The sequence below is a fragment of the Saccharothrix sp. ALI-22-I genome (assembly GCF_001984175.1).
In the GTDB taxonomy this organism is placed as follows: domain Bacteria; phylum Actinomycetota; class Actinomycetes; order Mycobacteriales; family Pseudonocardiaceae; genus Actinosynnema.
The window spans coordinates 44320-57054 of sequence record NZ_MTQP01000040.1 but is presented as its reverse complement, the minus strand read 5'-3'; the positions used below and the strand labels follow the sequence as shown (position 1 = coordinate 57054).

General features: G+C 68.4%; 14 protein-coding genes and 1 pseudogene. 11 read left to right on the top strand and 4 right to left on the bottom strand.

The window, feature by feature from the left end; genetic code table 11:
- Positions 1-173 precede the first annotated feature (173 nt).
- The 4 genes from ALI22I_RS05335 to ALI22I_RS05320 are packed head-to-tail and all read left to right on the top strand — an operon-like array spanning position 174 to position 3023.
- A complete protein-coding gene (locus tag ALI22I_RS05335) occupies positions 174-476 on the top strand; it encodes a hypothetical protein (protein WP_077004415.1) in 303 nt (100 codons plus the stop codon).
- A 37-nt stretch (positions 477-513) separates the two neighbouring features.
- A complete protein-coding gene (locus tag ALI22I_RS50440) occupies positions 514-1764 on the top strand; it encodes a hypothetical protein (protein WP_077004414.1) in 1251 nt (416 codons plus the stop codon).
- Positions 1765-1769: 5 nt separating this feature from the next.
- Positions 1770-2594, top strand: a complete 825-nt coding sequence (locus ALI22I_RS05325; RefSeq protein WP_077004413.1) for an ESX secretion-associated protein EspG — start codon at positions 1770-1772, stop codon at positions 2592-2594.
- 24 nt (positions 2595-2618) lie between these two features.
- Complete coding sequence (locus ALI22I_RS05320; RefSeq protein ID WP_077004412.1) at positions 2619-3023, top strand: hypothetical protein; 405 nt, start codon at positions 2619-2621, stop codon at positions 3021-3023.
- A 32-nt stretch (positions 3024-3055) separates the two neighbouring features.
- On the opposite strand, the gene ALI22I_RS05315 is transcribed toward ALI22I_RS05320, so the two are convergent.
- The 3 genes from ALI22I_RS05315 to ALI22I_RS05310 form a co-directional block, all read right to left on the bottom strand.
- Positions 3056-3283 (bottom strand): hypothetical protein, encoded by a 228-nt coding sequence (locus ALI22I_RS05315; protein ID WP_179118105.1) that lies wholly within the window; start codon positions 3281-3283, stop codon positions 3056-3058.
- A 61-nt stretch (positions 3284-3344) separates the two neighbouring features.
- Positions 3345-3509, bottom strand: coding sequence for a hypothetical protein (locus tag ALI22I_RS50435; RefSeq protein WP_179118104.1), 165 nt, complete (start codon positions 3507-3509; stop codon positions 3345-3347).
- Positions 3478-4083 (bottom strand): hypothetical protein, encoded by a 606-nt coding sequence (locus tag ALI22I_RS05310; RefSeq protein WP_077004410.1) that lies wholly within the window; start codon positions 4081-4083, stop codon positions 3478-3480. The genes ALI22I_RS50435 and ALI22I_RS05310 overlap by 32 nt, the downstream gene beginning before the upstream one ends.
- Positions 4084-4269: 186 nt before the next feature.
- Between ALI22I_RS05310 and ALI22I_RS05305 the strand changes: the two genes are divergently transcribed.
- Both ALI22I_RS05305 and ALI22I_RS05300 read left to right on the top strand, forming a co-directional pair.
- Positions 4270-5304: an endo-1,4-beta-xylanase gene (locus ALI22I_RS05305; protein WP_077004409.1), complete on the top strand. Its 1035-nt coding sequence runs from the start codon at positions 4270-4272 to the stop codon at positions 5302-5304.
- A gap of 535 nt (positions 5305-5839) precedes the next feature.
- On the top strand, positions 5840-6535 hold the full coding sequence (locus ALI22I_RS05300; RefSeq protein WP_443216896.1) for an IS630 family transposase: 696 nt from the start codon (positions 5840-5842) through the stop codon (positions 6533-6535).
- On the opposite strand, the gene ALI22I_RS05295 is transcribed toward ALI22I_RS05300, so the two are convergent.
- Complete coding sequence (locus tag ALI22I_RS05295) at positions 6480-7418, bottom strand: helix-turn-helix domain-containing protein (RefSeq protein ID WP_083751438.1); 939 nt, start codon at positions 7416-7418, stop codon at positions 6480-6482. The genes ALI22I_RS05300 and ALI22I_RS05295 overlap by 56 nt on opposite strands.
- A 190-nt stretch (positions 7419-7608) precedes the next feature.
- Here ALI22I_RS05295 and ALI22I_RS05290 point away from each other — a divergent pair, with 190 nt between their 5' ends.
- From ALI22I_RS05290 to ALI22I_RS05275, 5 genes and pseudogenes are all read left to right on the top strand, one after another.
- The gene (locus ALI22I_RS05290; protein ID WP_077004407.1) at positions 7609-7911 is read left to right on the top strand and encodes a hypothetical protein; all 303 of its coding nucleotides are present in this window, start codon (positions 7609-7611) and stop codon (positions 7909-7911) included.
- A 78-nt stretch (positions 7912-7989) separates the two neighbouring features.
- Complete coding sequence (locus ALI22I_RS05285; protein ID WP_077004406.1) at positions 7990-9969, top strand: glycoside hydrolase family 31 protein; 1980 nt, start codon at positions 7990-7992, stop codon at positions 9967-9969.
- Between the two features lie 124 nt (positions 9970-10093).
- A pseudogene (locus ALI22I_RS53085) lies at positions 10094-10270 on the top strand (IS5/IS1182 family transposase); the annotation flags it as partial.
- Between the two features lie 88 nt (positions 10271-10358).
- Positions 10359-10781 (top strand): ABC transporter permease subunit, encoded by a 423-nt coding sequence (locus ALI22I_RS52045; protein ID WP_077004405.1) that lies wholly within the window; start codon positions 10359-10361, stop codon positions 10779-10781.
- 16 nt (positions 10782-10797) lie between these two features.
- On the top strand, positions 10798-12600 hold the full coding sequence (locus tag ALI22I_RS05275) for a family 43 glycosylhydrolase (protein ID WP_077004404.1): 1803 nt from the start codon (positions 10798-10800) through the stop codon (positions 12598-12600).
- Positions 12601-12735 lie beyond the last annotated feature (135 nt).

The following is a 12735-nucleotide window of genomic DNA, read 5'->3' as shown; positions in this document are numbered from 1 at the left end:
GCTCCGGGTCTGCCTTGGACCCCCATCCCCGCTTCGATGCGCCGGGTGGCGGGCAAGACCGACCGTCTCGACGCCGTCGAACTCGCCCGCGCCGCCCGCGGACCCACCGAACGGCGACTGCAGCGCAGACGATTTTCACGTGACCATGACCGACGAACCCGAGGGAGATCGCCGTGGCGGGATTCGTATTCGATCCGGCCGGCGTCGAGGCGGTGCTGGAAGACCTGCGGAAGCTGCGGGACGACTTGCTGGAAGACGTGAGTCTCGCGCGATATCTGGTCGAAGTGACCGGGCCGAGAGGCGTGCCGGCGAGCGAGTTGATGACGAACTCGGCGCGATTCTCCGGGGAGATGTTCCGGGTGCACAACGAAGAGTTGCGCTCATTCGTGGATCGGTATATCGGCAAGTTGACCGCGTCACGGGACGAGTACCTGCGCGCCGATGAGAACGGCCGAGACGAGTTCGAGAGGGGATGACATCGTGGGTGAGTGGTATTCCGCCTTGGGGGGCGGTGTGAAGCTGAACGGACACGAGATCTACCGGCGGATCCGTTCAGCCGGAGAGACCTACGCGCTCGGCATGGCGGCCAGTGCGTCGTGGGAGTTGGCGGACCGGTACGTCGAGCGAGTGGCACAGATCAACGCGTTGACCCAGAAGATGGACGCTGCCTGGCACGGGGCGGCGTCCGCCGGCGCGACATCGGCGATGCGGCCGGTGACCAAGGCGTTCGAGGACTCGCACTCGCTGCTGACGACGAGCCGGGACACGTTCGTGGACCAAGCACACGGGTACTGGCGAGCGTTCCGCGAGGTTCAGTACGTCCCGCCAGCCGCGCCGGCCGAGGGCTTGTTCGACGGGTTCGGCCCGGAGTCGGACATCGACCGTGCGATCGCCGACTACAACGACAAGGCCCATAGGAACGTCATGGTCTACAACGGCTACCACAATCAAAGCGTGGCCAACGGTGACCAGATGCCGGCCTCGTACCCCACCGTCCCGTCCGGGGACGGTCCGTCCGTCACGGTGAGCGGGGACAGCCGGGGCCCGACCGCGGATCACCGGTCGGACGGCGCCCGGCCGGGGGTGGACCCGGTTGGGGCGGCGGCTCGGGGAGCCGGCGGCGTCACCGGTTGGGGCGCGGCGGACACCGACGGTCAGCCGGTCCAGGTCGGCACGGTGGCGCCCCAGGCGATAGGAGGTTCCACCACCCAGCCGCACAGTTGGGGACCGCAGGGCACCGTCGTACCGTCGGGCCAGACCGGAGGCGTTCACGTCGAGCCGCGACTCGGCGGGCCCGGCGGAGGGGGTCCCGGTGCGGCCGGGAGCTGGGGAGCCGGTGGGCCGGTGGGGCCCGGTGGATCCGCCGGGTGGGGGCCCGACGCGCGAGGCGGCGTCGGCCTTGTCCCGCCCTTACCCGGTGGTGCCGCAAGCCGATCCGCTCCCGACGGTCGCGCTGAGCTGCCGAGAACGGGCGTTGGCGGGTGGCCGGAGGCCCGCACACGGGTGAGCGGTGAGGCGCCCCGGCCGGTGACCGGTACAGGCGGCGGTCCGGCACTCGGCGGGGGGATGTGGGGCGCGTACCCACATCAGCCCGACGACGACCGGGAGCACCACCGCCGGTACTGGCGTCCGCCGGACTCCGAAGACCTGTTCGGCATCGACGACATGGTCATCGCCCCCTCGGTCATCGGCGCCGAGCCGGCGGACGGCGACGACGACATCGACGGCTACAGGTACGAGTACGGCGACACAGACGAGAACTGACGGCCATGGCACTCCACCCCGTCACCCTCGACGTCCAGACACTGCTCACGATGATCCGCTGGCGGCACGGCGAGCCACACCCGGTCCTGGCACACGAGCCGGCCTGGTACGACGCCGCCGCGCTGCGCGCACTCGACGAGGCGGCAAGCGACGAGCTGAACAGGCAAGGGCTCAGTACCGGCGGGCGGCTGACACCGGAGTTCGACGACGTGGTGGGCGCGCTCTTCCACCCGGACCGCGAGTTCTACGGCTGGGTCAACACGACCATCGCGGGACAACCGCACAGCTGCGGCGTGCTCGCCGGTGTCGCACACCAGCAAGGATTCCTGCTGGTGCGCGAGTACCAGGCCGACAGGGCCGGCACGGTGACATTGTGGGCCGTCGACCCGGACGAGGTGCTCGACCGCTTCCTCACCCGGATCCCACCCGCGCGACCTGCTGACCGGCGACCGGTCAGCGCCGTCTACGACACGATGCCCGCCCCGCCCGCGGAGAAGGCGTTGTCCACCGGTTTCCGCACGACCACGAGGCTGGATGCCGACGCCGTGCAGGAGTTGCTGGCACAACCGCGACTGGGTGCCGGAAGCCTCTACACAGCCATCCGAGGCCGTGGCGGAGCCCGCGTGCGAAGCCGGCAACCGGTCAACTACATCGACACGGTCGAAGGGCGCTGGGTGTTCACACTCAAAAGATCCGGCGGTCGTCGATGGGTGACCGCCCTGCCGGCCACCCGTGAGCTGATCGCCGCCAGGCTCAGCGAGACACTGCGCAGTTTGGAAGAACACTCCGTCAGCGTTATCCAGCAACCTGCCCTTCCCGAGGACGGCTGAACCGCATGGCTGTTCGGGGAGGCGATGCCGCTCCGGTTGTCGGCCCCGTTGCCGAGCGCCGGGCACGCCTGGCTGGCGCGGACCCGTGAGCAGGAGTTCCAGGCGGATCAGACCGGGGCGTTGCTGGTGCTGCGCGGGCTGAAGGCCACCGACGACCCGGTGATGACCTACTTGGCGGTGGCCGGGCCGTTGGTGTTCTTCGTGATCGACCACCTGATCACGCGGGTGCGCAAGGAGATCGACGACATCCCGCACGGCCTGCACATGTCCGACCACCCGACGTCCGACGAGCGCGGCGCCGCCCTGCGGGCGTTGTTCACCGAGCTGCACGGGCCGGCGGTGCTGCAAATCGCCGACGCGTGCGTGCACTGGCTCTCCTCGCGCGAGGACGACATCGTGGCCGCCGCCCGACGTCAGCTGCCGGGCTGAAGCTGCCGGCCTGGGAGTTGCCAGGCTGGCGGTCAGCCGAGGTCGTCCAGCGCCGCCCGCGCCCGCCGCGCCGCCTCGGGTTCGGGCGAGTCCACCGCGATCCGGTAGAACCTCGTCGCCTCACGAATCTCGCCGCGCCCCTCGAACACCCTGGCCAGGTTGAACGCGGCGACCGTGCGTTCGAGCCGCGCGCCATGGTCGAAAGCCTGTCGCCACCACCGCTCCGCCTCCGCCGAACGTCCCCGATCGTCCTCGATCACGCCGATGTTCAACGCCGCCAGCGGGCCGTACTCCGGGTCGCCGAGCGCCGCCTCGTAAGCCTCACGGGCACTGCCCGGGTAACAGGCCGCCGAGCAGGTAGCCGCAGTGCGCGCGGGAGCTGCTCGGTCCCAGTGCCAAGCACTCGCGGAACGCGCGCTTGGCGCCCGGCATGTCGCAGAGGAGGTTGAGCGCGTCACCGAAGCAGAGCAGGGCGATGGGCTTCAACGAGCGGTCGGCCTTCCGCGCCGCCACCTCGTACAGCCTCGCCGCGGCCTGCCGGTCGTGGTCCTGCCGGGGCGAGTTGACCGGCCTGGATCGCCGCGGCGGCGGCCACCGCATCGTCGACGTAGTCCACGATCACCTGGTACGCCTGCCGAGCCCGGCGGCGATCACCGGCCTTCTCCGCGCCGAGGGCGTGCGACGAGGCGATGCCCAGCAGTGCGGGCATGGCGGCGGCACAGCGCTGCCTGCGCCGCTCGGCCGTCGCGCCCGTGAGCTGTCCCAGCAGTTTCCTCGCGACGCCGCTGGAAGCCTCCTTCGCCGTGCCCTTCTCGAAGAAGCCGCCGTATCCGGCGGCCGGGTCGCCGCCGCGGTTCCAGATCGCGGCTCCGTCGCCGATCCGGCTCACGGCCTCGGAATCCATCACGATCGACAGCTCGCCCCGCCCGATCGTGGCCCCGCACAAGAGACACCGCGTGCCGGCGAGGTCTTCGATGCGGTCGGCGACCTGGTCGCTGCCGCTGAAGACGTCGTATTCGACGCAGTGGAGGCACTGTTCCGAGACGAGTGCGACGTTCACCTCTTGCCCCTCTGGTCGGCAGGGAGCCGGACACGTCGGCAGGGTCACGCGCACCGGGATGCCCTCCGGCGGTACGACACGGCCAGCTTCGGCTCGTCGGTACGCCATGACGGTATCGAAAGTTGCTGTCATGATGGCAAAACTTTCTACTCCGCCGCCGGGTCGACGATGATCAACGGAGGAAGCATGAGGAAGTCACTCGAGACCGTGCTGGCCATCGTGCCTGTGGTGGCAGCCCTGGTGGTGGCACCGAACGCTGCCGCGAGCGCCCAAGCCGCCGCGAGCACCACTGCGAGCACTACGGCCAGCACTCTGAAGGACGCCGCATCGATCAGCGGACGCTTATTCGGTGCCGCAGCCGCGGCGAAGCTGCTCGGCGATCCGGACTACGTCACCACGTTGAACCGGGAGTTCAACCAGCTCACGCCCGAGAACGAGATGAAGTGGGACTTCATCGAGCCGAACCGCGGGTTGTTCAACTACACCGCCGCGGACCGCCTGGTCAGCCATGCGGAGAGCCAGGGCATGACGGTGCGCGGCCACGCGCTGGTCTGGCACAGCCAATTGCCGGCGTGGGTGCAGAACATGAACTCGCCCAGCCAACTGCTGGCCGCGGTGCGCAACCACATCTCCAACGTCGCGAGCCACTTCAGCGGCCGCGTCGCCTACTGGAACGTGGCCAACGAGGCGTTCGACGACACCAGTCGGGCCGCACGACGCAACTCGGTGTTCCAGCGGCTGCTCGGCGACGCCTGGATCGAGGAAGCCTTCCACGCCACCAGGGCGGCCGATCCCACCGCGAAGCTCTGCTACAGCGACTACTTCATCGAGGGGCAGAACCCGAAGTCCGACGCCGTCTACGCCATGGTGAAGGACTTCAAGTCGCGCGGCGTGCCGATCGACTGCGTCGGCTTCCAGGCGCACCTGGTCAGCGGCGCCGTGCCAGCCGACATGCGGGCCAACCTCCAGCGCTTCGCCGACCTCGACGTCGACGTGCACCTCACCGAACTGGACATCGCCGGCTCGGGCGCCGCACAGGCCGACTCGTACGCCCAGGTCGTCCGCGCGTGCGTCGGGGTGTCGCGCTGCACCGTGATCACGTTGAGCGGCGTGACGGACAAGTTCTCGTGGCGTGTCAACCAGACCCCGTTGCTGTTCGACCGCTACTACAACAAGAAGTTGGCCTACGACTCGGTGCTCTCGGTCCTGATCGAGGGCTGACCTCCCGACGTCTCCTGTCGTGACGGGTCGGGCACGCGCACTCCGCGTGCCCGACCTGCCCTCCACCGTGCGCTCACCCCGGTCGGTTCGGGCCGTGCTGCCGCGCCCACAGTGCGCCTGATCTGCGGATTTCGCAGTCCTGCACGTCTTTCATCCCACCGCCTGGACAGGATGGCGTACCGCACGGTGTAGACCTGCGGTGCGGTGAGCGTGCGGAAGTCCCTGGTGCGCACGTAATGGTTCGCCGCCCTGTCCGGGTTGGTGGATCGTCGGTGGTGGCGGGAAGTCCTTCCGGTCACGCCGGGCACCCTGCTCGCCTGGCGCCGCAAACTCGTGGCTCGTCAGTGGGACTACTTCGCGCGTCGATGTACCGGACGTCCGCCGAAAGGAAGGCAGCTACAACACCGAATCGCCGATCGCCTTCCCGCCGAACTGCACGCCAACCTCGACGGCGGCCCGTCACCCTGATCCGGGTCGGCTAGTGTCTCGTTACTCTGGTTGCTTTACTCAGAGCTGATGGATCTTGGTGTTGGCTGTGCGGGTGGAGTTGACCGTGGATCAGCGGGCCGGGTTGCGGGCGCTGGTGAACAGGCCGGACGTGCCCGCGACGATCGCGACCAGGGCCCGGATCGTGTTGTGGCGTGCGGAAGGCCACCGGAAGAAGGACATCGCGGTACTGGCCGGGGTGTCGCGGCCGACCGTGGACCTATGGCTCGGCCGCTACGGGACAGAGGGTGTGGCCGGGTTGACCGACCGGTCCCATGCCGCGCCGCGGCAACAGGTTCCCGCCTCGGTGCGTGCCCGGATCCTGGCGCTGAGCCGCACCAGCCCACCGGTCTCGACGGGACTGACGCACTGGTCGAGCCGCGAGATGGCCGCCTACGTCAAACGCACCGAGGGCGTGTACGTCTCGCACCGCTACGTAGCGAAACTGTGGCAGGACAACGAACTCAGACCTCACCGGCAGGGCACGTTCAAGCTGTCCAAGGACCCCGCGTTCGCCGAGAAGGTCGCCGACGTGGTCGGGCTCTACCTCGCCCCGCCCGGCGGGGCCGTCGTGCTGAGCATCGACGAGAAGACCGGCATCCAGGCGTTGGACCGCACCCAGCCGCTCCTGCCGATCGACGCACGACGCCGGCAAGTACGGACGACATTTCGGCGAGCACAGCGTCAGGTCAGTGTCCGTGTCCGTGTCGGAATCGTGCCGGGGTGGTTCCGCACGCGTCGGTGAATACCTGGTAGAAGCGGCTGACCGAGCCGAAGCCCGCGGCCTCGGCCACCTGGCTCGCGGGAATGTCGGTGGTCACCAGCAGTCGACGTGCCTCGGCGAGCCGGTACAGCTTCACGTAGTCACCGATCGTGGTGCGCACGACTTTGCGAAACTGGGTCATGGCGTAGGTCGGGTGGACATTGGCCGCCGCGGCGACGTCCGCCACGGTGATCGGCTCGCGGAAGTGGTGTGCGATGTGCCGCACCATGGACACCGCCTGGCGCAGGGCCGGATCGTCACCGGCGTATCGTCGTACCGGGTCGCCGACCGCGGAATGCGCCAGGCGCCGGACGCGCGCTTGTATCTCAAGCATCGCGATGCGGTGCAGTTCGTCGTCGCCCGCGGCCAGATCAGCGGCCCACTGGGTGAACTTCGCCGGGTCGCTCGCGTCGGCGCGGGCTGCCGGGCTGATCACGGGCACGCCCGAGAGCACGCGGGCGAGGAGCGGTTGCGGCAGCCCCCAGGCCAGGAACTGGTCGAAGGGCACGTGGAGCCAGTGGACGTGCGTCGCCTCGCTCGCCACCACCTGGTGCGGGATCGCGGCCCAGAAGACGGCGAGGCCGCCTGCCTCGACTTCGAGGAGTTCGCCGCCGTAGATGTAGAGCATGGACCCGCCGTCGGCCACGAAGTTGATCTCAAGGTCGTCGTGCCGGTGCGCCGCCGCCATCAGCGTCGGGCGTCCGGACCAGCCGCTCAGGTAGGACGGTTCGTCGACCAGAGTGTCCTGAGGATCCAAGAAGTTCTCACTTCTAGACGGTACAGACATCGCGTGTCCTCGGACCCTATCGTCATGGAGCCGCAGTGCGGATGCCCGCACCGTCGTGCGACCGGCAACCGCCCACATTCCCGTTCCTGATGGAGTCTCGCGTGTTCTCACTCGGCATCGTCGGCGCCGGTCAGTTCGCCGGTTCGTTCGCCAAACTCTGGCGGTCTTCGAACAACTCGACTCGGTCAGCCTGTGGCACGACAAGGCGGGCGCGCACGACGTCACCGCGCAGCTGCACCCCGCGGCCACCCTCACACCGGACGACCCGATGCTCGCCCACCTCGCGCCGGAACTACGCGCCGCCTTCGCCTCCGGCACCGCACCCGTCCACGACCGCTCCCGACTCCCGCGTGAGTTCGCGCACGCACCCAACGGCCACGAAGGCAGTCACCACTTCCTCGCCGACGACTTCGCCACCGCGGTCACGACTCGAACGCCTCCACCGCTGCACGCGTGGACCGCCGCTCGTTACACCCTCCCCGGCGTCATCGCCCACCAGTCGGCCCGCCAGGCCGGAGCGCGCCTGCCCATCCCGGACCACGGAGACGGGCCTGGCCCCCGAACCACGTAGCAACGCCACCATGGACGACACCACGTCGTACCGGACCATTCACACGTGCACGGCACTTTGAGAGGCAGAGGACCGACCTTGTCCTACAGCATCCGTGCGGGCGGCCTGGAACGCCACACCGTCGACGAGATCGTCCGCATCGAGCCCTGGGGGCCGGACGCGGTCCGGGTCCGGGCGTCGTCCGGGGCGATCGACCCCGCCGCCCCCGGCGCGCTGGAGAGCCCCTCGGACTCTCCCGATGCCGAACTGTCCGTCGCCGAGGACGGCTCCGCCCACCTGGTCAACGGCCGCCTCGGCGTCGAGGCCCTCCCGGACGGCCGGCTGAGGTTCCTGGATGCCGCGTCGGGCCGTGAACTCCTCGCCGACAAGACCCCCTACCCCCACTACGCCGGCCCCCGTCTCCATGCCATCGGCGGCCGGACGGAACAGCACTTCGAGGCGTACGACGGCGAGCGGCTGCACGGCCTCGGGCAGCACCTGCACGGGCTCCTGGACCAAAAGGGCTGTGTGGTCGACCTGATCCAGGGCAACACGGTCGCAGCCATCCCGTTCCTGCATTCCTCGCGCGGCTACGGACTGCTGTGGAACAACCCCGCCACGGGCCGGGTGGAACTGGGCGCCGACGCCACCCGGTGGGTCGCCGACGCCGGTGGTCGCATCGACTACTGGATCACCGCCGGCGACACGCCCGCAGCGATCCTGGACGCCTACACCCGGGAGACCGGTCGCCCGCCCCTGATCCCCCAGTGGGCGACCGGCTTCTGGCAGTCCAAGCTGCGCTACCGCACCCAGGACGAGCTCCTGGCGGTTGCGCGGCAGCACAAGGAACGCGGGCTGCCGCTGTCCGTCATCGTCTGCGACTTCTTCCACTGGCCCAAAATGGGCGACTGGCGCTTCGACCCGAGCGAGTGGCCCGATCCAGCGGCCATGGTGGAAGAGCTCGCCGGCCTCGGGGTGACGCTCGCCGTCTCGGTGTGGCCCACCGTCGAGCCCGGCAGTGACACCTACGACGAGCTGCGCTCGACCGGAGGCCTCATCCGGGACGCCGGCGGCGGCCTGCTCACCGTCCCGTGGCCCTCCCACAGCGCCGAGGAGCCGATGCGTGCGATGGCGTACTACGACGCGACCCGTCCCGAGGCACGCGCCGCACTGTGGCAACGGCTGAACGACAACTACCTGTCCGTGGGCGTGGGCTGCTTCTGGCTGGACGCCTGCGAACCCGACCTACCCCGGAAGGCCGCGGACCGCGCCGTCTACGCCGCCGGGCAGGCCGCCGAGGTCGCGAACCTCTACCCGCTGCTGCACACCCGCGCGGTCGCCGACGGCCTGCGCGCGGCCGGCGAGGACCGGCCGTTGTCCCTGGTCCGCTCCGCGTGGGCGGGCAGCCAGAAGCACGGCGCCGCACTGTGGTCCGGCGACATCCCCACCACCTTCGACTCCCTCGCGTGTCAGATCAGGGCCGGACTGAACGTCGCGATGAGCGGCATTCCCTGGTGGAACACCGACATCGGCGGCTTCTTCGGCGGCAACCCCGACGACCCCGCCTACCGCGAGCTGCTGATCCGGTGGTTCCAGTACGGCACCTTCAGCCCTGTGATGCGGCTGCACGGGGACCGCGAGCCGAACTACCCGACGTTCTCCGCGGACATGACCGGCGGGCCGAACGAGGTCTGGTCATACGGACAGCAGGCGTACGGCATCCTCCGGGACCACCTGATGCTGCGCGAACGCCTGCGCCCGTACCTGACCGCGCTGTCCGAGGACGCGCACCGCACCGGCGCACCGCCGATGCGCCCGCTGTTCTTCGACTTCCCCGAGGACCAGCACGCCTGGGACGTGGACGACCAGTTCCTGCTCGGCCCCGACGTGCTCGTGGCACCCGTGTACCTGGCGGACGCACGCACCCGCCAGGTGTACCTGCCCTCCGGCGCCCTCTGGCTCGACCCGGCCACCGGACAACTGCTGGAGGGTGGAACGACACTCGACGCGGACGCCCCACTGGAGCGCATACCCGTCTTCGTCCGCGAGGGAGCCGCCGTCGCGTCGGTGTGGCGCTGACTTCCGGAGGTCGGGACGAATGTACGGAGTGTTCCGTCGGTGGCCGCGCGGGGTGTGTGGCAGGCGGTCCTGACCGCGCTGTCGGCGCCCGTGCGGACGCCGAGGGACTGCTCGTGTGGGACGTGGGGGACGCGTCGGCCGGCCTCGCCGCAGGCCGCGCAAGCTGCATGCGGACAAGGGCTACGACTACCCGGCCTGCCGCGCGAAGCGGCGCAGGCGGGGCGTCATCGCCCGGATCGCCCGCCGCGGCATCGGGTCCGCCAAGCGGCTGGGTCGCCGCCGGTACGTCATCGAACGCACCGGTGATCTGCTACCGCCGAGCCGACAAGCTGGGCCTGCTGACCCACAACACCTCCAAATGAGATGGGGTCTTATTATATCTGGTCCGCGTGTACGTGGCCGAGAGCGTGCCGGTGGAGCTGATCGACGCCGCGCGCATCGACCGGGCGGACGAGTTGCGCGTCTTCTGGCAGATCGTGGTGCCGACGATGCGTTCCGCGATCGTCACCCGTTTTCCTGTTCACCCTGGTCGCGACGTGGAACAACTACTTCCTGCCGAAACCGGCTGGCAGCAGAGCTCAAACATCCGCAGATCGGCAGCAGATGACGTTCGTGGTGGCGGCGGTGGCGGCAATTCCACTCGGTTGACATCACGACAAGTGCTGGAGGTCTGCGACCAGCAGGAAGGACTCACCCCCAGCCCGAAGGTGGGATCACCTGGTGCCCGTATAAGGTTGTTCACCGACTACACATCGCCCTTCGTCCAAAACCGTCGTCGGATCCAGAGACCATTCACCAAAGCCAGACACTGAACGGCACAGGTACGTCATGGAAGACAGAGTTCTCGTCTACACCCGAACACCGCTCGACGAGTACACCGACTCGCTGAGCAACAGCATCCACTTCGCGTTGAGCGAAGACGGAGCACCGTTTGAGCCGCTCAACCAGAACTACGGGATCTTGTTTCCCGAAGCCACGGTGAGCGAGCACAACACGATCCTGGAGAAGGGCGCCAAGAACCCCTTCCTGTTCCGCACGAGAGAAGGCGGGTTCGGGCTGGTCGCCGTCCGTGTCGCACCCCGGGGAGCACAGGACGAGGAAAGCCGTGGCTGTGTCCTGGTGTGGACGTCGACCGATCTGACGGAGTTCCGATCCCGAGGGCTCCTTCGGTTGCACAACTCCCTGCATGTCGATGCCGTCGCGTGTCAGTACGACGAGGCGGTCGGCGCGTACGAGTTTCTGTGGCGAGACGCCGACGGAAACATGTACGTGAACCAGGTTGTCGACCTCGCAGGAGGAGGATCAAAGGGGCCTCGGCCGGCATCCCGGTTCCCGCAGGTTGCGGACCCCTGCAACCTGACGGACATCAACCCGGGGAACGTGCTCGCGGTGGAACCGTCAATCGCGCAAGCCGTTCGGGGCCGGTGGACGCCCCTGGCGCATACGGAAACCCGCGTCCCCAAGACTGTCGTCGCGTCCTCCCTGTCGGAACTGGCCGCGGTGAAGGCGACAGCCGTCTACTCCGACGGCTCCACGGCCGACAAGTCTGTCGCCTGGGACACCAGTGCAGTGGACTTCTCGGCGCCGGGAACCTACCGGGTCTCCGGCACGGTGCAGACTCCCGTTCACCCCTTCCCATTGGCGCGCGGGTACGCGGACCCGGTGATTCTGCCCTGGGAAGGGAAGTACTACTACATCGCGACCAACGACAACGTGGACGACATCGGCCTCTACGTCCGAGAGTCCGAGACGATCAGCGGCTTGTTCGACGACGGGTTCCGCGAGCAGGTGATCCTCGACGCGGACGAGAGCAAGGGCTTCGTGCAGACCTTCTGGGCCCCTGAGTTCCACCAGATCGGCAACGACCTCTATATCTTGTTCGCTGTCAGCGGCACCGAGTGGGGGCCACAGTGCCACATGATGCGACTCAAGAAGGGTCACGACATCATGCAGGCCGACAGCTGGGAGACCCCCGTACGGGTCCGGAAGGCCGACGGCTCCTACTTGGCCGAGAGTGGCAGCATCACGCTGGACATGACCTACTTCAAAGCTGACGAGAGGTGCTTCCTCGTCTGGTCATTCCGGACAGGTCTGGACTCGCCGATGGACTCGGGCAGCATGGTCTGCATCGCGGAGACGACCGTGGCTGATCCCACTCGTCTCATCAGCGAACCGGTGTTGCTGACGCGCCCGCTGTACGGCTGGGAGAACGTGCAGGGGACGATCAACAACGAAGGCCCGTACCCGTTCCTGACCGACGAGACCGTGTACATCACGTACTCCGGTGGAGCGGCCAGAGGCTACACCTACTCCATCGGGATGCTGAGTATTCCCCGAGGCGGTGACTACCTGGATGCCTCCGCATGGTCCAAGGCGATCACGCCGGTCCTGAACTACCAGTCGGTGGAAGGGCTCTATGGTGCCGGGCACAACTCCCTCTTCACCGACTACGACGGCAACACCTGGATCTGCTACCACGCGGTCGCCTCGCCCGTGGGTCACGATGTGGTCTCGTCCGCGATGCACCGAGTCCACTTCGGCAGGGACGGAGTTCCCGTCTTCAACCTCAGCCCGGCCCGCGACCTGCGAGAGGAACTGACCGACGTTCGCCTCGAAGTGGTGGTGCCCTGATGTCGGAGGACAGGCCCTACCTCGGGCTGACGGCATCGGCGAACGGCCTGGGCGGCACCCGGACCTGGTAGGAGGTCCGGGTGCCGTCGTCACACGACGGCGGTGAGGTGGAAGACCAGGGTCTGCACAGGCAGC

What these genes read in the sequence shown, in the direction of transcription:
- ALI22I_RS05295 (WP_083751438.1), bottom strand. Translation starts at nt 7,418, where the DNA reads ATGTGGGCGGTTGCCGGTCGCACGACGGTGCGGGCATCCGCACTGCGG.
- ALI22I_RS05305 (WP_077004409.1), top strand. Translation starts at nt 4,270, where the DNA reads ATGAGGAAGTCACTCGAGACCGTGCTGGCCATCGTGCCTGTGGTGGCA.
- ALI22I_RS05290 (WP_077004407.1), top strand. Translation starts at nt 7,609, where the DNA reads ATGCTCGCCCACCTCGCGCCGGAACTACGCGCCGCCTTCGCCTCCGGC.
- ALI22I_RS05320 (WP_077004412.1), top strand. Translation starts at nt 2,619, where the DNA reads ATGCCGCTCCGGTTGTCGGCCCCGTTGCCGAGCGCCGGGCACGCCTGG.
- ALI22I_RS05275 (WP_077004404.1), top strand. Translation starts at nt 10,798, where the DNA reads ATGGAAGACAGAGTTCTCGTCTACACCCGAACACCGCTCGACGAGTAC.
- ALI22I_RS05325 (WP_077004413.1), top strand. Translation starts at nt 1,770, where the DNA reads ATGGCACTCCACCCCGTCACCCTCGACGTCCAGACACTGCTCACGATG.